We start from the raw sequence: 25,238 nt of genomic DNA, 5'->3' as shown, positions 1-25,238 counted from the left end.
ACTTGAACACCTCCGCAGCCCATCCGGGCGAACTGGCCGGGCGCCATCTCGTGCTCGGCATGACGGGCGGCATCGCCTGCTACAAGATCGCCGAACTCACGCGCCTGCTCGTCAAGGCGGGCGCGACCGTGCAGATCGTGATGACCGAGGCGGCCACGCAGTTCATCACGCCGGTGACCATGCAGGCGCTCTCGGGCCGCCCCGTCTACACGAGCCAGTGGGACGGCCGCGTGCCCAACAACATGGCGCACATCGACCTCTCGCGCGAGGCGGACGCCATCGTCATCGCGCCCGCTTCCACCGACTTCATCGCCAGGCTCGCCCACGGTTTGGCCGACGACCTGCTCTCGACGCTGTGCGTTGCGCGCGACTGTCCGCTGCTGGTCGTGCCCGCGATGAACCGGCAGATGTGGCAGAACCCGGCCACGCAGCGCAACGTCGCGCAGATCCGCGCCGACGGCATCGAAACGCTCGGCCCCGATTCCGGTCCGCAGGCTTGCGGCGAAGTCGGTGACGGGCGCATGCTGGAGCCGGAAGCCGTGTACGAGGCGATCGTCGCGTTCTTCACGCCCAAGCTGCTCGCGGGCCGCAAGTTGCTGATCACGGCCGGACCGACGTTCGAGCCGCTCGATCCGGTGCGCGGCATCACCAACCGTTCGAGCGGCAAGATGGGCTTCGCGCTCGCGCGCGCCGCGCAGCAGGCGGGCGCCGAGGTGCATCTGGTGGCCGGCCCGGTCGCGCTGGACACGCCGTGGGGCGTCTACCGCGAAGACGTGCAGACCGCGCAGCAGATGTACGACGCCGTGATGCACGCCGCGCCCGACGCCGACGTGTTCATCGGCGTGGCGGCGGTGGCCGACTGGCGCGTCGATCACGTCGCCGAGCACAAGATCAAGAAAACGGCCGAGCATCGCATGCCGACGTTCACGTTCGTCGAGAACCCGGACATCCTCGCCTCGGTCGCGGCCATGCCGAATGCGCCGTACTGCGTCGGTTTCGCTGCCGAAAGCGGCGACCTCGACGTGCACGGCGAAGAGAAGCGCGCGCGCAAGAAAGTACCGCTGCTGATCGGCAATCTCGGCCCGCTCACCTTCGGTCAGGACGACAACGAAGTCGTGCTGTTCGAAGCCGCCGGCCGCACGCCGCTTCCGCGCGCGGCCAAGCTGGCGCTCGCGCAGACGCTCGTCGCCGAAATCGCGAAGCGTCTGCCGGCACCGGGCATCATCTCGTGATGCATGCGCGCGGGCGCCGCCCGCGCGCCGCTTCGCGAACGTCATCGAGGAGCAGTACGCCATGACGCTGCTTTCCGTACTGGATCAATCGCCCGTCATTGCCGGGCACACCGCGGCGGACGCACTCGCCGCCACGCTCGACCTCGCGCAACTCGCCGACGAGCTCGGCTACACGCGCTACTGGTGCGCCGAGCACCACGGCCTGCTCGGCGTGTGCAATCCCTGCCCCGAAGTCCTGCTCGCGCGCATCGGCAGTCTGACGAAGCGCATCCGCATCGGCTCGGGCGGCGTCATGCTGCCCTACTACAGCGCGTTCAAGGTCGCCGAGCAATTCATGATGCTGGAGGCGCTGTTTCCCGGCCGCGTCGATCTGGGCGTCGGACGCGCGCCCGGCGGCGACATGCGCACCGCGCAGGCGGTCGCGGCGGGCGCCTACAATCGCGGCGACCAGTTCACGCAGCAGGTGCAGGATCTCGTCGGGCTGATGGACGGCACCCTGCCCGCCGATCACCTCGCGCACGGCGTCGTCCTGCAACCGCAAATCGAGACTCGCCCGCAACTCTGGGTGCTCGGTTCGAGCGATTTCGGCGGCCTGCTCGCGGCGCAACTGGGCCTGCACTTCTCGTTCGCGCATTTCATCAACGCGCACTTCGGGCATCTGGTGTCCGAGGCGTATCACGATCGCTTCAAGGCAGGCCACGAAGCGAAACCGTACCTGGCCTGCGCCGTCTTCGTGATCTGCGCCGATACCGAAGCCGAGGCCGCCGACCTCGAAAAAGCCGTCGATCTGCGCCGCGTGCAGATGGCCTACGGTCTGAACGCGCCGATCCCGAGCCTCGAACAGGGGCGCGCCCAGGAATACGGCGAGCGCGAGCAACTCGTGATCGACCGCGAGAAGCCGCGCAGCATCATCGGCACGCCGGACAGCGTGACGGAGCGCCTGCTGGCGCTCAAAGACCGCTTCCGCGCCGACGAACTGATCGTGCTGACCGTCGCCGGCAGCTACAAGGCGCGTCAGCGCTCCTACGAACTTCTCGCCGAGGCCTTCGAACTGCCTCGCTCAAACTGACCTGAACGCCAACTCATGAAAATCGACGTCAAGATCCTCAACGAACGCATGCGCGACCAGTTGCCCCACTACGCCACGCCGGGCAGCGCGGGCCTCGACCTGCGCGCGTGCCTCGACGCGCCCGTCACGCTCGAACCGGGCGAAACGAAGCTGATCCCGACCGGCCTCGCGATTCATCTCGCCGATCCGGGCTATGCGGCGCTGATCCTGCCGCGCTCGGGCCTCGGCCACAAGCACGGCATCGTGCTCGGCAACCTCGTCGGCCTGATCGACTCCGACTACCAGGGCGAGCTGATGATCTCCACCTGGAATCGCGGCCACACGACCTTCACGCTGAACCCGCTGGAGCGTCTCGCGCAGCTCGTGATCGTGCCGGTCGTGCAGGCGCAGTTCAACGTCGTCGAGAGCTTCGAAGAGAGCGAGCGCGGCGAAGGCGGCTTCGGCAGCACGGGCAAGCACTAAGCTGCACGCGCCGCGCACGGCCATAAAAAAAGCACGCTTTCGAGCGTGCTTTTTTGTTGTCCGGCGCGGGTCGTTTAGCGCGGTGCATCGGGCGAAGCCGCGAGCGGCGCACGACGTCGATACCAGAGCGCGTAGATCACGACCAGCGCGACGAGAAACGCGACGCCATACGCGAGCGTCATGCGGAATTCGCGCGTGAACGCCGTGCCCACCAGAATGCCGAGCATCAGGATCGCGCCCAGCACGCTCGTCAGCGGAAAGCCCCACATGCGGAATGCGAGCGGCGTCTTCGCGTTCTGCATGCGGAAGAAAATCTGCGTGACGAAGATCATCAGCCACGTGAACATCGCGCCGAACATGGCGATCGACATCATCAGCGTGAAGGCCGTTTGCGGCCAGAGCGCGTTGAGCACCGCCGACACCGCAATGCCGATGGTCGAGAGCGAGAGCGCCGCCGTCGGCACGCCCTGACGCGTGAGACGGCCGAACACGGCAGGCGCGTAGCCCGCGCGCGAGAGGCTGAACATCATGCGCGTGGTGATGTAGAGCTGGCTGTTCATGGCCGAGAGCGCCGCGACCAGCACGACGAAGTTGATCGCGCCCGCCGCGTACGGCACGCCGGTTTCGGCCATCACCTTCACGAACGGGCTTTCGTTGCCGCCCGCCTCGGTCCACGGCACGATCGCGAGCATCAGCGCGAGCGTCAGCAGATAGAACAGCACGAGGCGCAGCACGGTGGCGCGGAATGCGCGCGTGACGGCGCGCGCCGGATCCTGCGCCTCGGCCGCGGCGACCGCGATGGTCTCCACGCCCAGGTAGCTGAACAGCGACACGATGGTGCCCACCCACACGCCCCACCAGCCCTTCGGCAGCAGCCCGCCGTGCGACGTGTAGTTCGCGAAGCCCACGCCCGAACTCGCGGGCGCGTGCCACACGAACCATGCGCCGAGCACGATGAAGGCCACGATGGCCGCGATTTTCAGGCTCGAAAACAGATATTCGATCGAGCCATACGCGCGCACGCTCATCGCATTCACGACGATCAGCGCCGCCGAAAATCCGACGATCCAGTACAGCCCCGGCACGTGCGGGAACCAGAATTTCATGTAGACGGCGATGGCCGCGACTTCGGTGCCGACCGCCAGCACATACGCCGACCAATACGCGTAGCGCACCACGAAACCCGCGAGCGGCCCGATGTAGTGCTCGGCGTAAGCGCCGAACGAACCCGAGGTGGGATGCGCGACCGTCATTTCGGCGAGCGCGCCCATCAGCAGCAAGGCGATCAGCGCGCCGATCGCATAGGAAATCAGCACGCCCGGACCGGCGAAGCCGATCGCGAAACCGCTGCCGAGAAACAGCCCCGTGCCGACCGCGCCGCCGATGGCGATCATCGTCATCTGACCGGCGGACAGCCCGCGGCGCAAACCGCGCTCGCGTTCGACGATCGATTCGAACGCACCCTTTTTATCTGAACTCACCTTCACCCTCGACGGCATGCGGCCATTTCACCGGCAATGCGCGCAATTACGACGACGTTCGCAGAAATTACGCGCACAAAACAAAACGGCGCGGACCGTGAAGTCCGCGCCGTTCCGGCTGGCCTGAAGCGGAAACCGCTTATTCTACTTCGACCGCCTCCGGCGGACGCGGCGCAGGCTGCTCGTCGAACGTGAGCAACACCTTGTCGTCGGCGTCCACATCCACGGTCACGCGACCGCCACTCATGAGCTTGCCGAACAGCAGTTCGTCGGCGAGCGCCCGGCGGATCGTGTCCTGGATCAGACGTTGCATCGGCCGCGCGCCCATCAGCGGGTCGAAGCCGTGCTTGGCCAGATGCTGGCGCAGCGCGTCGGTGAACAGCGCATCGACCTTCTTCTCGTGCAGCTGGTCTTCGAGCTGCATGAGGAACTTGTCGACCACGCGCATGATGATTTCCTCATCGAGCGCACGGAAGCTGATCGTCGCATCCAGACGGTTACGGAACTCCGGCGTGAACAGGCGCTTGATGTCGGCCATTTCGTCGCCTTGTTCGCGGCGCGTCGTGAAACCGATCGTCGACTTGTTCATCGTGTCGGCGCCCGCATTCGTCGTCATGATGATGATGACGTTGCGGAAATCCGCCTTGCGGCCGTTGTTGTCCGTCAGCGTGCCGTGATCCATCACCTGCAGCAGCACGTTGAAGATGTCCGGGTGCGCCTTCTCGATTTCATCGAGCAGCAGCACGCAGTGCGGCTTCTTCGTGACGGCTTCGGTGAGCAGACCACCCTGGTCGAACCCGACATAGCCCGGCGGCGCGCCGATCAGACGGCTCACCGCGTGACGCTCCATGTACTCGGACATGTCGAAACGGATCAGCTCGATGCCGAGCGTGAACGCGAGCTGACGCGCCACTTCGGTCTTGCCGACGCCGGTCGGACCCGAGAACAGGAACGAGCCGATCGGCTTGTCCGTCTTGCCGAGACCCGCGCGCGCCATCTTGATCGACGCCGACAGCGCGTCGATGGCCGGATCCTGGCCGAACACCACGGCCTTCAGATCGCGGTCGAGCGTCTGCAGCTTGCTGCGATCGTCCTGCGACACGCTTTGCGCCGGCACGCGCGCGATCTTCGAGATGATCTCTTCGATCTCGCTCTTGCCGATGGTCTTCTTCTGCTTCGACTTCGGCAGGATGCGTTGCGCCGCGCCCGCTTCGTCGATCACGTCGATCGCCTTGTCGGGCAGATGACGGTCGGTGATGAAGCGTGCGGACAACTCAGCCGCCGCATTGAGCGCGCCCGACGAATACTTCACGCCGTGGTGCTCCTCGAAGCGCGACTTCAGACCGCGCAGGATCGCCACCGTCTGCTCGACGGTCGGCTCGATCACGTCGACCTTCTGGAAACGACGCGACAGCGCCGCGTCCTTCTCGAAGATGCCGCGATATTCCGTGAAGGTGGTCGCGCCGATGCACTTGAGCGTGCCCGACGAGAGCGCCGGCTTCAGCAGATTCGAGGCGTCGAGCGTACCGCCCGATGCGGCGCCCGCGCCGATCAGCGTATGAATCTCGTCGATGAACAGGATCGCGTGCGGGCGTTCCTTCAGCTCCTTGAGCACCGTCTTCAGACGTTGCTCGAAGTCGCCGCGGTACTTCGTGCCCGCGAGCAGCGCGCCCATATCGAGCGAATACACCTGCGCGTCGGCGAGAATGTCCGGCACTTCGCCGCGCGTGATGCGCCAGGCGAGGCCTTCCGCGATCGCGGTCTTGCCGACGCCGGCTTCGCCCACGAGCAGCGGATTGTTCTTGCGACGACGGCACAGCACCTGCACCACGCGCTCGACTTCCGACTCGCGCCCGATCAGCGGATCGATGCGGCCGTCCTTCGCCATCTGGTTCAGGTTCTGCGTGAACTGCGCGAGCGGCGTTTCCTTCTGGCCTGCCGCGTCTTCGGCTTCCGCATTCGCGTCGCTGGCCTTGGCGGCTTCGCCGCTGCCGGTCTTCGCGATGCCATGCGAAATGAAGTTCACGACGTCCAGACGCGTGACGCCCTGCTGTTGCAGGTAGTACACCGCGTGCGAGTCTTTCTCGCCGAAGATCGCCACCAGCACGTTCGCGCCCGTCACTTCCTTCTTGCCGTTGGAAGTGGACTGAACGTGCATGATCGCGCGCTGGATCACGCGCTGGAACCCGAGCGTCGGCTGCGTATCGACGTCATCCGTGCCGGGAACCGTAGGGGTATTGTCATGAATGAAGTTGCGCAGGTTCTGTCGCAGGTCTTCAATATTCGCGGCGCACGCGCGCAACACTTCTGCCGCTGTCGGATTGTCCAACAGCGCCAGCAAGAGATGCTCGACCGTGATGAACTCGTGCCGCGCCTGACGTGCTTCCATGAACGCCATGTGCAGGCTGACTTCCAGTTCCTGGGCAATCATGCTTCCTCCATCACACACTGCAGCGGATGCCCGGCCTGCCGTGCGTGGGTAACGACTTGCTCAACCTTGGTCGACGCGATGTCCCGCGTATAGACCCCACAAACGCCCCTGCCCTCGCGATGAACCTTCAACATGATCTGCGTTGCGGTCTCGCGGTCCTTATTGAAATATTCCTGCACGACCATCACGACGAATTCCATCGGCGTGTAGTCGTCGTTCATCAGCACGACCTTGTACATGGAGGGCGGTTTGACCTTGTGCTCCTGCCGCTCCAGTACGGTTGAATCCTGCTTGTCCGGGATAATTGCCATACACCCATTCTAAACAACTCGGACAGGCCCGCAATCCTGCCGAAACCCGACCGGCCGTCCGGTGAAGCTGGCTCCGGCGCCCGCCACATGTGAGCAAAACCTGCGCCTTCCCCGTTCCGGGCCCGATCAACTCCGCCCAGGCGACTGCATGGGCGCCCGGCTGCGGGGCCGGTTCGATCCGCGCTTCGTTCCAACGTCGAAACCGCGGTTTGAATCACTGCCAGCAGCTTTCGGGCCACCGTCGAATCGAGTATCGCACAACCTGCGGCGTCAGGTGGTCGCCTACTGTCGGCGCCCGCACGCTCACTGTCAGATTCCACGCCACTCGATGTCAAACCTGCCTGACGCGCCGTGAGTCCCATGTGCGTCGATTATGCGACTTTTCAAGATGCACCGCTCACATGACCCCGCCGCGCGTCCGACTTCATGCGTCATCGATACTGATCGAAGACCGGACATTGTCCGACACGTTGCGATGCGGCGTTGTCTGTTGGCGGTGCAACCGATGCACCATGAAAAACGGGCACGAGCAGTTCGGGAGCATGACGCGCAACATCGCGTCGCAGCACGCAAGAAAAGCCGGAAAAACCCTGGAAATGCGATCTTTACAACGCGTCCGGCACGGTCTCAAAATATTCTTGACAGCAGAATAAAGAGCCTCAACAATCAAGCTGGCACTTTTTTCAACCGCCTTTAATTTCGAAAAAATGCCGTTGGTGAGCTTGTGAGGAGGGGGCGATTGCATAGCGATCGTTAAGCTTTTCGAACTGCTCGTGGTAGTGACATGAGTTACAGGGGAAGTTGGTATGGCAACCGGTACGGTCAAGTGGTTCAACGACGCGAAGGGTTTCGGATTCATCACGCCGGATGAAGGCGGCGAGGATCTGTTTGCTCACTTTTCGGCCATCCAGATGAATGGCTTCAAGACCCTCAAAGAAGGGCAGAAGGTGAGCTTCGAGGTCGTGCAAGGCCCGAAGGGCAAACAGGCATCGAACATTCAGGCAGCTGCCTGATACGTTCGGTACCCGTACCTTTTGGAAACCCGGCTTCGGCCGGGTTTCCTTTTTTCAGCGCCTGTTTTTGAGCTTTTTTGACACTCTTGCCGACTGGCTCACATGCTGCGCGCTTGCGTCTCCATTCGCTTCTTCTTTCGCATCTTCCTTCGCTTCGTCCTTCATTCGCACTCCGCATGTCATCGTTTCTTAACGATGCGCATGCTATACACCGCGCTCGCTGAACGCGGTCTCGCGCTGCGTCGCGGCTCAGATCACGCGCAATGTGCCCATCATGCCGAGGTCCTCGTGTTCGAGGATGTGGCAATGGAACATGCGATCGCCCGCTTCATGCTGCACGGTCGCGATATGCACGATTTCCCCCGGCCTCACGTTGATCGTGTCGCGCCATGCAAGATAAGGCTCGGCGATGCGACGACCGTCGAACTCGCGCGACAACACCTGGAACTGCGTACCGTGCAGATGGAACGGATGATCCATGTCCGTGCCGTTCGCGATCGTCCAGTTTTCGACGTCGCCGCGCCGGCTCGTGAGCGTCGCGCGGCCCGGCACGTAAGTCTCGCCGTTGATCATGAATTTCATGCCGGGCGGCATCGCGCGCGTCGACGCACCCGGCTGGTGCATCGCGTGCATGTCCATCGCTTCGCTGAAGCCCACCGACTTCTGCGCACGCGCGGGTCCGAGCGGCGCGATGGCGCGCAATGACGCAGGCAGCGCGGCAGACTTATCGGCAGCGGACGCATCGGCGCCCGACGCATCGGCGCCCGGAGCAAAGCGCACATCGGCGAGCACGACGTTCGGACCCGGCGGCAGGCTGCCGTGCGACATCGCCATTTTGTGACGGTCGTATTGCGTGGCCAGCCAACGCGCCTGCGACGCGCCCTGCCCCGCGCGCACGATCAGTTCGGCGCGCTCGCCCGGCGCGAGCACGAGCGCGGTGAGTCCGTCGCGCGGCGCGGCGAGCAGACCGCCATCGGTGCCGACTTGCGCAAACGCGCGCCCATCGTCGAAAGCGAGTTGCAGATAGCGCGCGCTGCACGCATTCCAGACGCGCCAGCGCTCGTCGCGCACGACCTCGATGCGCGGTTCGCGCGCGCCGTTGACGAGCACGAACTGGCCTTCGCGGCCATTCATCCAGTCCATCATGCTGTTGGGCGCGATGCTCGCATCGGCGGCGAGCTTGAGGTCGGAGACGAACAGATGACGCTCGGGCCACGCGACGAGCGGATCGTCGGCCGCGCGCACGACGATCGGGCCCGCGAGGCCGCGAAACACCTGCTCGGCGGTTTGCATGTGCGGATGCGGGTGATACCAGTAAGTGCCCGCGCTGCCCTTCGGCAAGGTAAAGCGATAGACGTGCTCGCCGCCCGGCGGGATCGGATTCGACGGATTGCCGTCCTGATCGGGCGGCACGGGCAAGCCGTGCCAGTGCATCGTGGTCGGTTGTTCGAGACGGTTGACGACGCGGATCTCGACGCGATCGCCTTCACGCAACGCGATCAGCGGACCGACCACCGGCCCCGACGTGTCGCCTTTGCCCGCCGCTGCGAGGCCGCCGTCGAACTGCCAGAACACGGTGTCGCGCTGACCTTGCACGAGCGCGCGCGCAACCGGTTGCGCGAGCAACGTTGCGCGGAACTCGCCAGGCGTGCGGCTTTCGTTGACGAGCGTGCGCAGGCTCGCGAGCGGCGCGCCGGCAGGCAGCGCATCGACGGGCGCGAGTTCGCTGCCTTGCATCGCGTCGTGCATGCCGGACATCGACGCCATGCCGTTCATTTTGCTCATGTCGTGCATCGGCATGCTGTCGTCGCCAGCGGCGAACGCGCTGCGCGAAAACCAGGCGGCGGCGACGGCGCTGGCCGCGCCCGACAAAAAATCTCTTCGTTTCATTGCTGCATTCCTCGTGCTCGATGGCGCGGCGCGCCGCATGAGCGGACCGCGCATAGGATCGTGCGCACCGCGCGCGGCGTGTGAGCTGCGCGGGTGCCAGGCGTATAACGCTTGGGGCGAACGTCGATCAGACGATCGGAGGAGGCAGAAGCGGCGCGTGCGTGATGCCCGCGCGCAAGCTCACGGCGACGAGGGGCGGCGCATGCGCGCCTGCGCCCGAGGCTTCGAAGCGCGCGGCGAGCGGCGGCGCGCCGCAGTGAACACCGCAGCCGGCCACGCAGCAACTGGCGTGACAATGCGATGAACCCTGATGCGCCGATGAAGACATGCAGCCCGCATCCGCGGCGTGCAATGCAGCCGACTGCGCGACAGACTGACCAACGTGCTGCGCGGCGTGCGTCATCGGCATGACCGCTGCGTGCTCGCACGCGCTCGCGCCGCGCATCGACAGAAGCGCGAAGGCGAACACGAGAAGGAGACGGCGCAGAAACGGCATCGGAAAAGGTGCGGCCAATGAGCGTGCGGGAACCGCTACATCATAGCGCAAGGCAATAAAAATCCCGGCGAACCGTCGGTGCGCCGGGGTGTCGTTCAGCGCGAGCGCTCAGACAGGACGCTCTCGATCATTCTGTTGAATTCTGGTGCTACGCCTCTGCTGGGCGCCCTTCGAATTTCAATGATGCGCAATTTCCCTCAGTTTTTCCCTCACTCGCGTTGAGATGCGTTGGTATCCGTAGCGCGCCTCAGACCTGAACAAACCTGAACATTCCGTCAGCAGAGAGAAGCGGCGTCGCTGTTGCTAGCGGCACGGCGGTCGCCCATTCCGCGCATCCTCACCGGTTCATGCCGTCGGCATCGAGTCGCCTGGTCCCGGTTTACCGCAAGGTGCGGTGTGCGGGCGCGTGCTAGGTATACGGCCCGCACAAACCGCCTGTGAGGTGGCATGGAGATGCTGTTTCGTGATTTGTACCTTGGCCCGGCCTCCAACTTCTGCAGCCGATTGCCCGAGGCGGCTTTCATCTTCTGGGGGAGCCTGCATGACGAACCCATTTACCTGAGGCTGCACCCTCAGCGCGAGGTGCGGTTGCTCCAGCATTACGCTACTGGCGAGCGGAGCGATGCGTCCGACGTGAATCAAGCCGACTGGGGTGAGTTTGTCGAGGCCATGCAGGAAGCCCGCGCCGCCTTCCTTTTGATGATGCCGCTGGCGGTGCTGGATCTCAGGGGGCGAGACGGACTGGATAGCGTGCTTGGTCGCTTTCGTCTGTCCGGTGGTGGCGCCGGGGTTCGAGATAGCAGCCCGGCGCAGGCGGTCTATCGGGCCGTGAAGGATGGCGATCTGGTTTTCCTGCCCGGCCCGCAAGCCCTGCGGGATTGCGTTCAGGCTGTCCGGAGGCGGTGGGCGAGCGCACAACGTGACGCAGCACCCCGTCAACCCACCATTGCGGAGCAAGCCGAACCGCTCTACGGCAACAGGCCACGTATGCCGAGCGGTCTTGGCGACCCGACTCCGCTCGGCGATGCGCAAGCGTTCGACTACCGGCCCGATTTGCCGGAAGGCGACGTCCTAGAGCTAGCGGGCGGCGAGGGCACGCCAGGAAACAATCAGGCTCAGAACAAGCAGTTCAAAGCCGTCGTAAAGGCATTGGGCTTAAATAAGGATCAGGCCCGGCAACTCCACGACGACATTAGTAAGCAAGGCCTCGGATATCACGAGATGCTGGAGCGGGGTCAAGATTTGTTCGGAGGTGGTGATGACTGATACCAAGGCAGAAATTACGAAGCGGCTTGCTGTGCTTGTCGGGCTTGAGGTGAGCTGGGTCAGCCACGCAGGCGACATGCTTACGATGCAATTCGGCCCGCAAAGGCGGCATACGCTCAGGGGCAGAGAGCGAGAGGATGGGGCTTGGGCGCTCCACGTGCAATGTGACTGGCGGATCGAGCGCGATGGGCGCGCCGCATCATCAAGGGAGGATCTGCGCGGTGCGGATGAAAAGGCACACGACACTGCCACGCGTTTGCACGGAATGCTCGTAGGCCAAGGCCCTATCAAGGTCGAGAAGTTGTCGGCATACGATACGGGCGGCATGGTCATTGTGCTTTCGCGTGGGTATCGTCTGGAGGTGGTGCCGGATGGAATCGAAGATGACGAGGACTGGCGTTTTTTTGCGCCAGGCATCGATGCTGCGCATCTGGTAATCGAGGGCGGCAAGGTTGCCGCCGAGTCGTTCGACTGAGATGCGATCAACCGCGAAGCGTGCGCGCCTTGTCGGACAGCTCGGCACTTTCGTCCAGCGGTACGGCCGCAAAGCACAAAAGCAGGGAGACCCAAACGACCGCCACTATGACAGGAAGGTCGAAAAGACGATGCGGGCGCTGCGCCCGGACGAGCTTTCCGAGCTGCTGTCTGGCGATGGCGACGAGGCCGAGCCGCCAGCGATGGGCGGCACGGTTGAGATTGACGAGTACCGGTAAGGCATGCGTATCGATGCAGTCACGGTCTCGCCTTTGGCTGCGTCACGCGCACCACTGCAAAGTGCGTAGACCTTTCTAAGTGCGTAGCTATGCCCACATGCGCCGTTGCACCGACTCGCCGTTGATTGCGTAAGTGACGGTCAGGCCGTGTTCATGCGTGCGAATGCCAATGCTCAAGGTGCGTTCGCCGCGGTCATTTGTCCACTGCCAGCCATACGAGAGCCCTGGCCGTAGCAGGGCCTCGCGATGCAACCGTCGCGCGTCGAGCGAATGCAGCCCGCTCGTCTTTGCCTTCGTGGCCGGCCGACCCGAGCCATACCTCGCTCCACCACGCATGACGCCTCCGCTGAACACGAAATCATCTGCGCGATCACGTTCCGTACCAGCGGCTTTCTCAATTTGTGGCGGACAGTCAGGCGATCGGTGAAGGATGACCTGACTCCAGGTGAAGCAGCCTGAAACAAACAACCCCGATAGACTTTTCGTCTATCGGGGTTGTTGATCCGCGACGATATGCCCTGAAATTTGCCTTCGATCATTCTGTTGAATTCTGGCGCTACGCCTTTGCTGGCGGCCCTTCGAATTTCAATGATGTGCAATTTCCCTCAGTTTTTCCCTCACTCGCGTTGAGATGCGTTGGTATCCGTAGCGCGCCTCAGACCTGAACAACCCTGAACATTCCGTCAGCAGCGAGAAGCGGAGTCGCTGTTGCTAGCGGCACGGCGGTCGCCCATCCCGCGCATCCTCACCGCTTCATGCCTTCGGCATCGAGTCGCCTGGTCCCGGTTTACCGCAAGGTGCGGCGCGCGAGCACGTGCTAGGTATACGGCCCACGCCCAATGCGGCGCTCGGTGAGGAAATCCATCTATGCTCTCTATCGGCTCGTATTTCGACATTTACGACGAGAACGAACGACACGCTTATTTTTTCTGGCCCAGCCTTCGGCAGCCGCTCAGCCTGAGCCTGGTCAGTCCGCGCATGTTCGAACCGGCGCACCACTACAGTTTCGGGACGAACCGCCATTTCACCGAAATCACCCGCGACGAAATCGAGGACATCACGACGGCCATGCAACTTGCTCGTCGCGCCTTCCTTTCGGGAGGCGGCATGATGCACGCCCGGTCGACGGCCGGTGAAAGCGAGCTGCGCGCCGTACTCGGTAAGGTTGGCATGTGCGGTAGTGGATCGACGGGAGGGCAACCGCTCCAGAATTCCCGGTTGCTTTGGGATGCTGTGCGAAGAGCAGTCAGGGAGGGCGCGCTCATCTTTGTGCCCGAGCGCGAGGATCTGCACGCGTGCGTCAAGGCCGTTCAGGAGGATCGCGAGAAGCGGTCCTCACACGGCGCACAGCGGACACAGGACAACAATCCCTACGCGACCGTCCAGCAGATGATGGGCAAGCCGCCGCGCGTGCCGAGCGGCCTGAAAACTCCGCTGGGCGATGCGCAACCGTTCGAATACCAGGCGGCCGGACTAAGCGACGTTACAGAAGAGCTTGCCGCGAGCACGAACAATCCTCGCTACGCCGCGAAGATGCTTGGATACGACCAAAATACGTTCAGCGAAATGCTTCACGTGTTCAAGCCAGCGAACGGGCTTGGGCCCGCCGATAACGTGATCTTTCACGATGATGGAAGCGTCGAATTCAAACTCCGAATCCTGGATGACAACATTCACAACTATGCGCCCTGACGAGAAATCCACCCCCATCGCTCACGCGCTCGCACATGCGGCGTTCATTATTTCCGGGGACTCCGTCTTGCCGCAGTTCTGGTCCGCCTACTTTGGCGTGCGGCCTGATCGCGAAATAACGAAGGGACAGCCATTCGAGCTTCCTTCGGGTAAGCAGAGTCCGCGACCGGGCAAGCTCGGTCTCTGGGCCGTCGAGAGCAAGCCGGCGGTGCGCAGCGACAGCCTTGGCCCGCACCTGAAATACCTCGTCGGCCGCCTTGGCCTACCGCGCGCCGACTTGCGCGAGGTGGCAGCCGCACAGGGCGCCAAGGTCGCGCTATGGTGCTACTGGATGAACGAGCGCGGCGACCGCGTACCCGACGTTCCCGACGACATTCGAGCGTTGCTGGAAGCGATGGGCGGCACGGTGGAGATTGACGAGTACCGGTAAGGCGTGTGTATCGTTGCGGTCACGGTCTCGCCTTTGGCTGCGTCACGCGTACCCCTGCAAAGTGCGTAGACCTTTCTAAGTGCGTAGCTACGCCCACATCGCGGCTCAATTGCGCCCGTGTGGCCTTGGTCGCTGGAAGGACCCGCCGCATCGACCGGCGTTGCTCGCGCGCGCGGGCGTAGTGGCAACGACGCTCCGCAGCCCTCACCAGCCAAGAAACCGCCGCGCGGCCGCAATGAATGCCACCTCACGGGCTTCCACCACGTGCGCCAGCTCGGCCTCCAGCCGCTCGCGCGTGCCGTACGTCATGCGCCTGCCCGATTCGAGCCGCGCCTCGATCTTGCACTGCCGACGCCACGTGCGACCGACTGCATCATCGGACTGGCTCGGATAGGCCAGATGGAAGCATCGACGGCAGGCAACCCGTCGCGAGAGGTACAGCACCGCCACGCGGTGCCGACAGTACGGACATTCGAACCAGACGCGCACGCCGCCGTAGTTGCAGCGTGTCGTGCGCAGGGCGATGCGCCGTTGCACCGACTCGCCGTTGATTGCGTAAGTGACGGTCAGGCCGTGTTCATGCGTGCGAATGCCAATGCTCGAGGTGTGTTCGCCGCGGTCATTTGTCCACTGCCAGCCATACGAGAGCCCTGGCCGTAGCAGGGCCTCGCGATGCAACCGTCGCGCGTCGAGCGAATGCAGCCCGCTCGTCTTTGCCTTCGTGGCCGGCCGACTCGAGCCATACCTCGTTCCACCACGCATGACGCCTCCGCTGAATACGAAATCATCTGCGCGATCACGTTCCGTACCAGCGGCTTTCTCAATTTGTGGCGGACAGTCAGGCGATCGGTGAAGGATGACCTGACTCCAGGTGAAGCAGCCTGAAACAAACAACCCCGATAGACTTTTCGTCTATCGGGGTTGTTGATCCGCGACGATATGCCCTGAAATTTGCCTACATATTGTCGATCATCACCTGCCCGAAGCCCGAGCACGACACCTGCGTCGCGCCTTCCATCAGCCGCGCGAAGTCGTACGTCACGCGCTTTTGCTGGATCGACTTTTCCATCGACGCGAGGATCAGATCCGCCGCCTCGAACCAGCCGAGGTGACGCAGCATCATTTCCGCCGAGAGAATTTCCGAGCCCGGATTCACATAGTCCTTGCCCGCGTATTTCGGCGCCGTGCCGTGCGTGGCTTCGAACATCGCCACCGAATCGGACAGATTCGCGCCCGGCGCGATGCCGATACCGCCGACCTGCGCCGCGAGCGCGTCCGAAATGTAGTCGCCGTTGAGGTTCAGCGTGGCGATCACGTCGTATTCGGCGGGACGCAGCAGGATCTGTTGCAGGAAGGCGTCGGCGATCACGTCCTTGATGACGATGTCGCCGCCCGTCTTCGGATTCTTGATCTTCATCCACGGGCCGCCGTCGATCAGTTCCGCCGCGAATTCCTTCTGCGCGAGCGCGTAACCGTAGTCGCGGAACGCGCCCTCGGTGAACTTCATGATGTTGCCCTTGTGCACGAGCGTCACCGAGCGGCGATCGTTGTCGATCGCGTACTGGATGGCCTTGCGCACGAGGCGCTCCGTGCCCTCGCGCGACACCGGCTTCACGCCAAGGCCCGAGCTGTCCGGGAAACGGATCTTCGAGACGCCCATCTCGTCGCGCAGGAACCGGATCAGCTTCTTCGCGCCTTCGGATTCGGCGGGCCATTCGATGCCCGCGTAGATGTCTTCCGAGTTCTCGCGGAAGATCACCATGTTGACCTTCTCCGGCGCGCGCACCGGCGACGGCACGCCCTTGAAATACTGCACCGGACGCAGACACACATAGAGGTCGAGCTGCTGGCGCAGCGCCACGTTCAGCGAGCGGATGCCGCCGCCCACCGGCGTCGTCAGCGGGCCCTTGATCGACACGACGTAGTCCTTCACCACGTCGAGCGTTTCCTCGGGCAGCCACACGTCGGGGCCGTACACGCGCGTGGCCTTCTCGCCCGCGTAGATTTCCATCCATTGAATCTTGCGCTGGCCGCCGTACGCCTTCTCCACCGCCGCGTCGACTACCTTCAGCATGACCGGCGTGATATCGACGCCCGTGCCGTCGCCCTCGATGTACGGAATGATCGGCTGGTTGGAGACGTTGAGCGAGAAATCCGGATTGACGGTGATCTTCTCACCTTCCGCCGGGACCTTGATGTGCTGATACGGCATGATCAACTCCAGTAGGGGGATCGGTCTGGCGACCGCGAACAGGATCGAAAGCGCAGAATCGGTGAAATCATGACCGGCGGCTTCGCGCAATCGATGCGGCATGATGACGGCTCACGCTCGCGGCGCAGGGGTCTGGCCGTTATTCTAGCCCACGCTCCGAACGCCCGTGCCGCGCGCTACACCGGCCTTTTCCGGCGCCGGCGATGTTGCGGCGCAGCGGCGTTCGTTGGCGCGATGCATCCTTGTCTTATGTCTTATATAAGACTGAGCACAGAGCGGCACAGCGTTTTGCTTTAAGATCTCGGCGCTTCTTTGCTTCATTTTTTTCGGCTTCCATCGACATGCGTTTGATCGCCCTCAATAAACCGTTCGGCACGATCTGCCAGTTCTCGCCGCACGAAACACGCGAGTCGCTGTCCGACTGGGTCAAGACGCCGAACGTCTATCCCGCGGGCCGTCTCGACGCCGACAGCGAAGGTCTGCTGCTGCTCACCGACGACGGCGCATTGCAGGCGCGCATCGCGGAACCGCGGCGCAAGCTCGTGAAACGCTATTGGGCGCAAGTGGAAGGCGCGCCCGGCGACGACGCGCTGGCCGCGCTCGAACGCGGCGTCGATCTCGGCGACTTCGTGACACAGCCGTGTCGCGCGAAAAAAATCGCCGACAGCGACGCCGATCTGTTGTGGGCGCGCACACCGCCCATCCGCTATCGCGCGGCGATTCCCACGACCTGGATCGAACTCGCGATCAGCGAAGGCAAGAATCGCCAGGTAAGGCGCATGACGGCGAAAGTGGGCTTTCCAACGCTGCGGCTCGTGCGCGTGGCGATCGGCTCGCTCGATATTTTTTCGCTCGGCATCGCGCCTGGCGAGAGTGTGGATGTGGCCACCGACGCGCCATGGCGTCGTTCGACGCCGCAGCGGAAGTGACCTGAAACAAGGCCAAAACGCGCACAAGTAGCTGTTGCGCAAGCACTTTTCCGTTTTGCTCCTGTTCTGCGCCCGCGCGACCGCCACGCCGCTTCTTTCATTTACAGCACGGCAGCGAGAAAACGCGAAGGAAATGAAAACTTCGCGTCAACCGCCTCGCAAGACCATGCGTTAAACCACGCAGATGCCGCCGAAGCTATCCGGCATTCAGCCTTCCAGGCTCGTGCAGCAATGCATGGTCCTGACCGCTGGCAGACGCGAATCGCGAATTTGTTCTGAATTTGCCGATCGAGACTGTCAACCGAAAGGTGGATGGCACGTTTACCGACCTGATCCCATTACCGGGTCACTTGGTTAATTAACTCAAGCTGAGGATTCACAAAATGAACAAACTGATCGCTGCTCTGGTCGCTGGCCTCTTCGCATCGGCTGCATTCGCACAAGCTTCGGCTCCGGAAGCTGCTTCGGCTGCTCCGGCAGCTGCTGCTTCGTCGGCACACAAGGCTTCGCACAAGAAGTCGCACAAGAAGTCGCACAAGAAGGCAGCAGCTAAGGCAGAAGCCGCTTCGGCAGCTTCGGAGTAAGCTAGCTGTAAGACGCATCGGAGAACGGCCCAACGTGCCGATCTTCACCGCGTTTGAAGGGCAGAGTGTCGCAAGGCGCTCTGCCTTTTTCTTTGCGCGCTCGCTTTACGCCGCACGTCGCGAGGCGGGTTTTTGACCCACGCTGACGTACTCGCGTAACATGCGCGAACTATTCTCAAGCAAGGAGCTGACTCGTGCGATTTTCCCTGCGCCCGCTGATCGCGCGTTGCGCGCTCGCCGCTGCATTGCCGCTCGCCGCCGCCGCGGCCTTCACGTTGTCCACGGCCGCGACCAGCACCGTCGCGCATGCCCAGCAGATGCCGGCCGGCGCGAAACAGCCCGGCGAATTTCCGCGCGTGAAGCTCACGGCGGGCATGTTCGTCATTGACGCCGCCGTGGCCGCAAACGATGCTGATCGCGAGCAAGGTCTCATGTATCGCACGACGCTCGCGCCCAACGAAGGCATGCTGTTCGTGTTCGGCGAGAACGCCGTGCACTGCTTCTGGATGAAGAACACGCTGATCCCGCTGTCGATCGCCTTCATGCGCGCCGACGGCACGATCACCGACATCGACGAGATGGACGCGGAAACCACCAACAACCACTGCCCGCGCAACAACGGCGTGTATGCGCTCGAAATGAGCAAAGGCTTCTTCTCGTCGAAAGGCATCAAGCCCGGCATGAAGATCCAGGGTCTGCCGCAGCCGTGATGCGCGGCGCGCAAGCGCCGTCACCGGTCCGCAAACCGGCCCCGCCTCGCGCGCGGCCGGTTTTTTTGCGCCCGCTTTTTTCGCCAGCGCGCGCATTCTCCCGGAGCCATCCCGGCGCCGGCGCCTCACGCACCCCGCCCCGCCCGCGCGCCCGCGCCGCCGTGCTCCGGCGCTGTTTCTGCAAAAGCGGCGAGCAAGCGCTATCCTATTAATCCACCGCGCGGCACGGCTGCCGGCGTCCGGCTCGCCGGACCGCCCGCCCTGCCCGCGAATCGCCGGATAGCGCGCTGCCCGCGCCGCGCGCCGTCCGGCACTTTCCATGGCGCGTCATTCCTAGGAGATCACCGTGCCTCGCAAGACTCCCATCGAGCGCTATCGCAATATCGGCATTAGCGCTCACATCGATGCCGGCAAAACCACCACGACCGAACGCATCCTTTTCTACACCGGGGTGAATCACAAGCTCGGTGAAGTGCACGACGGCGCGGCGACCATGGACTGGATGGAGCAGGAACAGGAGCGCGGCATCACGATCACCTCGGCCGCGACCACTGCATTCTGGAAAGGCATGGCCGGCAATTATCCCGAGCACCGCATCAACATCATCGACACGCCGGGACACGTGGACTTCACGATCGAAGTCGAGCGCTCGATGCGCGTGCTCGACGGCGCGTGCATGGTGTACGACTCGGTCGGCGGCGTGCAGCCGCAGTCCGAAACCGTGTGGCGCCAGGCGAACAAGTACAAGGTGCCGCGCATTGCGTTCGTCAACAAGATGGACCGTGTCGGCGCGGACTTTTTCCGCGTGCAGCGGCAGATCGGCGAGCGCCTGAAGGGCGTGGCGGTGCCGATCCAGATTCCGGTCGGCGCGGAAGATCACTTCCAGGGCGTGGTCGATCTCGTGAAGATGAAGGCGATCGTCTGGGACGACGAGAGCCAGGGCGTGAAATTCGAATACGCCGAGATCCCCGCGAATCTCCTAGAAACCGCGCAGGAATGGCGCGAAAAGATGGTCGAGGCCGCCGCCGAAGCCGACGAAGCGCTGCTCGAAAAATACCTCGACGATCACGAGAGCCTGACCGAAGAGGAAATCAAGGGCGCGCTGCGCAAGCGCACGATCGCCAACGAGATCGTGCCGATGCTGTGCGGCAGCGCGTTCAAGAACAAGGGCGTGCAGGCGATGCTCGACGCCGTGATCGACTATCTGCCCTCGCCCGTCGACGTGCCCGCGATTCTCGGCCACGACCTGCACGACAAGGAAATCGAGCGTCATCCGAGCGATGAAGAGCCGTTCTCCGCGCTCGCCTTCAAGATCATGACCGATCCGTTCGTCGGCCAGCTGATCTTCTTCCGCGTCTACTCGGGCGTGGTGGAATCGGGCGACACGGTGCTCAACGCGATCAAGGAAAAGCGCGAGCGTCTCGGCCGCATCCTGCAGATGCACGCGAACGAGCGCAAGGAAATCAAGGAAGTGCGCGCGGGCGACATCGCCGCCGCCGTCGGCCTGAAGGAAGCGACGACCGGCGACACGCTGTGCGATCCCGCGAATCCGATCGTGCTCGAACGCATGATTTTCCCGGAGCCGGTGATCTCGCAGGCCGTCGAGCCGAAGACCAAGGCCGACCAGGAAAAGATGGGCATCGCGCTCAACCGGCTCGCGCAGGAAGATCCGTCGTTCCGCGTGCAGACCGACGAGGAATCCGGCCAGACCATCATCTCGGGCATGGGCGAGCTGCACCTCGAAATTCTCGTCGACCGCATGCGCCGCGAGTTCGGCGTGGAAGCGACCGTCGGCAAGCCGCAGGTCGCGTATCGCGAGACCGTGAAAAACAAGGTCGAAGATGTCGAAGGCAAGTTCGTCAAGCAGTCGGGCGGGCGCGGCCAGTACGGCCACGCGGTCATCACGCTCGAACCGCAGGCGCCGGGCAAGGGCTACGAATTCGTCGATGCGATCAAGGGCGGCGTGATTCCGCGCGAATTCATTCCGGCCGTCGACAAGGGCATTCAGGAAACGCTCAAGGCAGGCGTGCTCGCGGGCTATCCGGTCGTCGACACGAAGGTCACGCTCACGTTCGGCTCGTACCACGACGTGGACTCGAACGAAAACGCCTTCCGCATGGCCGGTTCGATGGCCTTCAAGGAAGCGATGCGCAAGGCCAAGCCGATCCTGCTCGAACCGATGATGGCGGTGGAAGTGGAAACGCCCGAGGATTTCATGGGCAACGTGATGGGCGATCTGTCGAGCCGGCGCGGCATCGTGCAGGGCATGGAGGACATCGCGGGCGGCGGCGGCAAGATCGTGCGCGCCGAAGTGCCGCTCTCCGAGATGTTCGGCTACTCGACTTCGCTGCGCTCGCTCACGCAGGGCCGCGCCACCTACACGATGGAGTTCAAGCACTACTCGGAAACGCCGCAGAACGTGGCCGAAGCAGTGATCAACGCCAAGAAGTCGTAAGCGCCGGCCGGCCACGCCAGGCGGCCTGAAACGCAAGCCCGTCCCGCAAAGGACGGGCTTTTTTCATGCGCGTGCGCCAAGTGAACAACGCTTGCGCCGGATGCGTGCCCGGCGCATTTTTGTCCATGCCACAATGGGACGGCGAGAGCCACGCACGAACGAGGAGACACGACGATGAGCCACGATCACGACCATCCGCACGACCATCCGCACGACCATCCGCACGATCATTCGCACGACGACCCGCACGACCACGATCATCACGACGCTCCCGTCGACTGGCGCGAACACGGCGTGAAGGTGATCCGCGGCGATCAGCTCGACGCCAACACCGCGCAGACGCCCGGCATGAACCGCGCGGCCGCCATCAACGCGGCGCGCGTGGGCGCACAGAAAATCTGGGCGGGCACGGTGACGATCCATCCGAACGCGAAGACCGGCGCGCATCATCATGGCGCGCTCGAAAGCGTGATCTACGTGGTGCGCGGCCACGCGCGCATGCGCTGGGGCGAGCATCTGGAGTTCACCGCCGAAGCCGGTCCCGGCGACTTCATCTTCGTGCCGCCCTACGTGCCGCATCAGGAAATCAACGCGAGCACCGACGATCCGCTCGAATGCGTGCTCGTGCGCAGCGACAATGAAGCCGTGGTCGTGAATCTCGACATCGACGCGGTCGAACAACCGGAAGCCGTTTATTGGGTCGATCCGATCCATCGGAATCCTCATGATCATTAAACACCACCGCTCAGCCCAGATCATTCACGCATGACATCCGCCGCCTCGTCCGTCCACGCGAAACCACTGCGCCCGCGCCTGATCGTTCTCTACGCCGCGCTGATCGGCGCGAATCTCGCCGCCTGGGCCTGGGCGCTGATCGCGTTCCGCCACTATCCGCTGCTGCTCGGCACCGCGCTTCTCGCCTACGGTTTCGGCCTGCGCCACGCGGTGGACGCCGACCACATCGCCGCCATCGACGCCGTCACGCGCAAGCTCATGCAGCGCGGCCAGCGGCCCATCGGCGTGGGCCTCGCGTTCTCGCTCGGACACTCGACCATCGTGATCGCGGCGACGGTCGGCATCGCGCTCACGGCGCTCACGCTGCATGGCCGCTTCGAGCGCTTTCACGAGATCGGCTCGACCATCGGCACGCTGGTGTCGTCGGGATTTCTGCTGGTGCTCGCGGGCGTGAATCTCGTGATCCTGCGCGACGTGTGGCACCGTTATCGGCGCGCGCAGCAGGGCGAGGACGCCGCCGCGCTTGCCGCGCAGGCGCCCGCGCCCGCCGGTCTGTTCTCGCGCGCGCTGCGCCCGCTTTTTGCGCTCGTCACGAAAAGCTGGCACATGTATCCGGTCGGCGTGCTGTTCGGGCTCGGCTTCGACACGGCCACCGAAATCGGCCTGCTCGCCATCGCCGCCGCCGAAGCCGGCAAGGGCCTGCCGATGTACTCGATCCTCGTGTTCCCCGCGCTTTTCACGGCGGGCATGACGCTCGTCGATTCCACCGACAACGTGCTGATGGTCCACGCCTACGGCTGGGCCATGGACGATCCGAAACGCAAGCTCTACTACAACGCGAGCATCACCTTCGTCTCCGCGCTGGTGGCGATCGTGATCGGCGGCGTGGAAGCGCTCGGCCTGATCGCCGACAAGTTCGGCGCGAGCGGCGGCCTCTGGAACCTGGTCGCGGGTCTGAACGATCGCTTCGGCGAACTCGGCTACGCGATCGTCGCGCTGTTCATCGTCTGCTGGATCGGCTCGGTGCTGTTTCATCGCTGGCGACGGCCGGCCGCTGAGCGCTGAGCGCTGAGCGCTGAGCGCTGCGATCGCAAAGATTGCGGCGAACGCTGCAATCGCTTCGATATCCCCCCAACGCGCGCCAACGCCCTGCACGACGCCGCGATCTCGCGCAACCCCGCTGAACCCTGGCATCGTCCGCATCGCCATCAAAGGCCCGAAAACGCGTAAACTGGACCGAATCTGCTTCGTCGTCTGCCGTACCGCATGCCGCCGTCGCGTTGGCCGCTTCCGCTAACGCGCCCATTCACGGAATCGCACGGAAATCCGCACCGATGAAACGTCGTCCGCCGTCCCGCCTGTTCGCTTCATCAGCGTCATCCGCTTCATCCCTCGCGTCCGCTTTCGACTCGCTGCGCCCTCACGCCGATGCGCCCGGCAATCACGCCCTCGACGAATTCCAGGCCGGCCGCCTCACGCGCCGCGAATTGCTGCGCCATCTGAGCCTGCTCGGTCTCTCGGGGCTCGCCGTCACGGCGGGCGGTCTGCTCGCGCCGCGCGACGCCCATGCACAAAGCGCACAAGGTGCACAAGCCGCGAAGCCCGCCACGCCCGGCAACCAGACCATCCGCGTCGCGCATCTGATGCCCGCGGGCGCCGTCGATCCGCTCACCGTGACCGATGCGGGCGCGCTCTGCCTGCTGAACCAGACCGGCGAATTCCTTGCCAACGACGACGCCGAAGGCCGCCTGCAACCCGCCCTCGCGCTCTCGTGGCAAGCGAACGAGAAAGCCGACGTCTGGACCTTCAAGCTGCGCCCGAACGTGAAATTCCACGACGGCCAGCCATTCGGCGCGAAGGACGTCGTGGCCACCTTCGACCGGCTCGCCGATCCCGCAAGCGGCTCGGCGGCGCTGTCGGTGCTCAAGGGCGTACTCTCGAAGGGCGGCACGAAGCTCGTCGACGAGCACACCGTCGCGTTCCACCTCGACGCGCCGAACGGCAATTTCCCGTACTACGTCTCATCGGATAACTACAACGCCGTGCTGCTGCCCGCGAATTACGCGGGCAATTACGAAAAGAGCTTTATCGGCACCGGGCCGTTCAAGCTCGAAAAATACGAAACGCGACGCGGCGCGAGCTTCGTGCGCAACCCCGACTACTGGGGCGACAAGGCGCTGCCCGCGCGTGTGGCCTTCGCCTTCTACGCCGACGAACAGGCGCAGATCCTCGCGCTGCAAGGCCGTCAGGCCGACGTGATGGGCACCTTCACCGTGCAGGGCGGCATCGGCATCCTGAACAACCCCGACTTCAAGGTGATCGGCGTGCGTTCGAGCGCGCATCGCCAGATCCACATGCGCAACGACGTGCCCGCGTTCAGGGACAAACGCGTGCGCCAGGCGCTCGCCCTCTCGCTCGATCGCGACGTGATGGTGCGCGGGCTCTTCAAGGGCCGCGCCGTGGTGGGCAACGACAGCCCGTTCGCGCCGGTCTTCCCGTCGACGGGCACGAGCGTGCCGCAGCGCAAGCCCGATCTCGCGAAGGCACGCCAGTTGCTCGCGCAGGCGGGCGTGGGCAACGGGTTCGACATCACGCTCACGACCGAGAAGTACATGGAGATTCCCGACCTCGCCGTGGTCGTGCAGAACGCGGCGAAGGCGATCGGCGTGCGCATCGCGCTCAAGGTGGAAAGCCAGTCGCAGTATTACGGCGCGGGCACCTACGGCAAATCGGACTGGCTCGACGCGCCGATGGGCATCACCGACTACGGCCATCGCGGCGTGCCGAACGTGTTCCTCAACGCGCCGCTGACGAGCGGCGGCACGTGGAATGCGGCGCACTTTCGCAACGCGCAGTACGACAAGCTGGTCGCGCAGTTCGCGGCGACGCTCGACGTGGCCGCGCAAAAGCAGGTCGCCGCGCAGATCCAGGCGCTCCTGCTCGACGAAACGCCGGTGATCATTCCGTACTTCTACGATCAGCTGATCGCGCAGCGCACCGCGCTGTCGGGCGTCCACTTCACGGCGCTCGCGCAGCTCTACTTCGACCGCGCGGTGCTGGCGGGCTGAAGCCGCTCGCGTTGCTTCGAATCGCTTCGTGTTGTTCTTCGTGTCGCTTCAAGTCGCGC

At 63.9% G+C, this 25,238-nt stretch carries 23 protein-coding genes; 16 read left to right on the top strand and 7 right to left on the bottom strand.

Translation table 11 applies throughout. The annotated features are described in order from the left end of the window. The first annotated feature begins 2 nt into the window (after positions 1–2). From coaBC to dut, 3 genes are all read left to right on the top strand, one after another. Positions 3–1,232, top strand: a complete 1,230-nt coding sequence (gene coaBC / locus SB764_RS11875; RefSeq protein WP_260183576.1) for a bifunctional phosphopantothenoylcysteine decarboxylase/phosphopantothenate--cysteine ligase CoaBC — start codon at positions 3–5, stop codon at positions 1,230–1,232. Between the two features lie 61 nt (positions 1,233–1,293). Further along, on the top strand, positions 1,294–2,301 hold the full coding sequence (locus SB764_RS11870; protein ID WP_410863631.1) for an LLM class flavin-dependent oxidoreductase: 1,008 nt from the start codon (positions 1,294–1,296) through the stop codon (positions 2,299–2,301). A 15-nt stretch (positions 2,302–2,316) separates the two neighbouring features. Next, positions 2,317–2,763, top strand: coding sequence for a dUTP diphosphatase (dut, locus tag SB764_RS11865; RefSeq protein ID WP_065065194.1), 447 nt, complete (start codon positions 2,317–2,319; stop codon positions 2,761–2,763). 74 nt (positions 2,764–2,837) lie between these two features. Here the strand turns inward: dut and SB764_RS11860 are convergent, their stop codons facing one another. The 3 genes from SB764_RS11860 to clpS all read right to left on the bottom strand — a co-directional run bounded on the left by SB764_RS11860 (position 2,838) and on the right by clpS (position 6,986). Next, positions 2,838–4,244, bottom strand: a complete 1,407-nt coding sequence (locus tag SB764_RS11860; protein ID WP_237181283.1) for an amino acid permease — start codon at positions 4,242–4,244, stop codon at positions 2,838–2,840. 139 nt (positions 4,245–4,383) lie between these two features. Further along, the gene (gene clpA / locus SB764_RS11855) at positions 4,384–6,675 is read right to left on the bottom strand and encodes an ATP-dependent Clp protease ATP-binding subunit ClpA (protein WP_065065196.1); all 2,292 of its coding nucleotides are present in this window, start codon (positions 6,673–6,675) and stop codon (positions 4,384–4,386) included. Further along, positions 6,672–6,986, bottom strand: coding sequence for an ATP-dependent Clp protease adapter ClpS (gene clpS / locus SB764_RS11850; RefSeq protein WP_027817520.1), 315 nt, complete (start codon positions 6,984–6,986; stop codon positions 6,672–6,674). Before clpS ends, clpA begins: the two co-directional genes overlap by 4 nt. Positions 6,987–7,792: 806 nt before the next feature. Between clpS and cspD the strand changes: the two genes are divergently transcribed. After that, positions 7,793–7,999 (top strand): cold shock domain-containing protein CspD, encoded by a 207-nt coding sequence (gene cspD / locus SB764_RS11845; protein ID WP_017776809.1) that lies wholly within the window; start codon positions 7,793–7,795, stop codon positions 7,997–7,999. Between the two features lie 249 nt (positions 8,000–8,248). Here cspD and SB764_RS11840 read toward each other — a convergent pair whose 3' ends face one another. Both SB764_RS11840 and SB764_RS11835 read right to left on the bottom strand, forming a co-directional pair. Then, the gene (locus tag SB764_RS11840; protein WP_410863629.1) at positions 8,249–9,889 is read right to left on the bottom strand and encodes a multicopper oxidase family protein; all 1,641 of its coding nucleotides are present in this window, start codon (positions 9,887–9,889) and stop codon (positions 8,249–8,251) included. A 127-nt stretch (positions 9,890–10,016) separates the two neighbouring features. After that, positions 10,017–10,403, bottom strand: coding sequence for a hypothetical protein (locus SB764_RS11835; protein WP_410863627.1), 387 nt, complete (start codon positions 10,401–10,403; stop codon positions 10,017–10,019). A gap of 429 nt (positions 10,404–10,832) precedes the next feature. Here SB764_RS11835 and SB764_RS11830 point away from each other — a divergent pair, with 429 nt between their 5' ends. From SB764_RS11830 to SB764_RS11810, 5 genes are all read left to right on the top strand, one after another. After that, positions 10,833–11,651: a hypothetical protein gene (locus SB764_RS11830; protein ID WP_321905078.1), complete on the top strand. Its 819-nt coding sequence runs from the start codon at positions 10,833–10,835 to the stop codon at positions 11,649–11,651. Beyond that, on the top strand, positions 11,644–12,126 hold the full coding sequence (locus SB764_RS11825) for a hypothetical protein (protein ID WP_074984025.1): 483 nt from the start codon (positions 11,644–11,646) through the stop codon (positions 12,124–12,126). The genes SB764_RS11830 and SB764_RS11825 overlap by 8 nt, the downstream gene beginning before the upstream one ends. A 1-nt stretch (position 12,127) precedes the next feature. Further along, the gene (locus SB764_RS11820) at positions 12,128–12,364 is read left to right on the top strand and encodes a hypothetical protein (protein WP_321890750.1); all 237 of its coding nucleotides are present in this window, start codon (positions 12,128–12,130) and stop codon (positions 12,362–12,364) included. Between the two features lie 867 nt (positions 12,365–13,231). After that, positions 13,232–14,056 (top strand): hypothetical protein, encoded by an 825-nt coding sequence (locus tag SB764_RS11815; protein WP_321905079.1) that lies wholly within the window; start codon positions 13,232–13,234, stop codon positions 14,054–14,056. Beyond that, positions 14,028–14,486, top strand: coding sequence for a DUF4279 domain-containing protein (locus SB764_RS11810; RefSeq protein ID WP_321944513.1), 459 nt, complete (start codon positions 14,028–14,030; stop codon positions 14,484–14,486). The genes SB764_RS11815 and SB764_RS11810 overlap by 29 nt, the downstream gene beginning before the upstream one ends. A gap of 204 nt (positions 14,487–14,690) precedes the next feature. On the opposite strand, the gene SB764_RS11805 is transcribed toward SB764_RS11810, so the two are convergent. Together SB764_RS11805 and icd are read right to left on the bottom strand one after the other, a co-directional pair. Beyond that, a complete protein-coding gene (locus SB764_RS11805; protein WP_321905081.1) occupies positions 14,691–15,248 on the bottom strand; it encodes a hypothetical protein in 558 nt (185 codons plus the stop codon). A 193-nt stretch (positions 15,249–15,441) separates the two neighbouring features. Then, positions 15,442–16,698, bottom strand: a complete 1,257-nt coding sequence (gene icd / locus SB764_RS11800; protein WP_065065245.1) for an NADP-dependent isocitrate dehydrogenase — start codon at positions 16,696–16,698, stop codon at positions 15,442–15,444. 341 nt (positions 16,699–17,039) lie between these two features. Between icd and SB764_RS11795 the strand changes: the two genes are divergently transcribed. The 7 genes from SB764_RS11795 to SB764_RS11765 all read left to right on the top strand — a co-directional run bounded on the left by SB764_RS11795 (position 17,040) and on the right by SB764_RS11765 (position 25,179). Then, complete coding sequence (locus SB764_RS11795; RefSeq protein WP_065065201.1) at positions 17,040–17,627, top strand: pseudouridine synthase; 588 nt, start codon at positions 17,040–17,042, stop codon at positions 17,625–17,627. Positions 17,628–18,010: 383 nt separating this feature from the next. Further along, the gene (locus tag SB764_RS11790) at positions 18,011–18,211 is read left to right on the top strand and encodes a hypothetical protein (protein WP_027817526.1); all 201 of its coding nucleotides are present in this window, start codon (positions 18,011–18,013) and stop codon (positions 18,209–18,211) included. A 194-nt stretch (positions 18,212–18,405) separates the two neighbouring features. Further along, positions 18,406–18,921 (top strand): DUF192 domain-containing protein, encoded by a 516-nt coding sequence (locus SB764_RS11785; RefSeq protein ID WP_065065202.1) that lies wholly within the window; start codon positions 18,406–18,408, stop codon positions 18,919–18,921. 346 nt (positions 18,922–19,267) lie between these two features. Next, a complete protein-coding gene (gene fusA / locus SB764_RS11780; RefSeq protein ID WP_065065203.1) occupies positions 19,268–21,376 on the top strand; it encodes an elongation factor G in 2,109 nt (702 codons plus the stop codon). A gap of 174 nt (positions 21,377–21,550) precedes the next feature. Beyond that, the gene (locus SB764_RS11775) at positions 21,551–22,111 is read left to right on the top strand and encodes a cupin domain-containing protein (RefSeq protein WP_410863625.1); all 561 of its coding nucleotides are present in this window, start codon (positions 21,551–21,553) and stop codon (positions 22,109–22,111) included. A gap of 30 nt (positions 22,112–22,141) precedes the next feature. Next, positions 22,142–23,176 (top strand): HoxN/HupN/NixA family nickel/cobalt transporter, encoded by a 1,035-nt coding sequence (locus tag SB764_RS11770; RefSeq protein WP_410863623.1) that lies wholly within the window; start codon positions 22,142–22,144, stop codon positions 23,174–23,176. Positions 23,177–23,445: 269 nt separating this feature from the next. Then, on the top strand, positions 23,446–25,179 hold the full coding sequence (locus SB764_RS11765) for an ABC transporter substrate-binding protein (protein ID WP_410863622.1): 1,734 nt from the start codon (positions 23,446–23,448) through the stop codon (positions 25,177–25,179). The last annotated feature ends 59 nt before the right edge of the window (positions 25,180–25,238 follow it).

It is taken from the genome of Paraburkholderia sp. SIMBA_027 (genome assembly GCF_046535315.1).
GTDB lineage: Bacteria > Pseudomonadota > Gammaproteobacteria > Burkholderiales > Burkholderiaceae > Paraburkholderia > Paraburkholderia tropica.
Note: the sequence above shows the minus strand (reverse complement) of the source record. Positions and strands in the feature narration are given on the sequence as shown.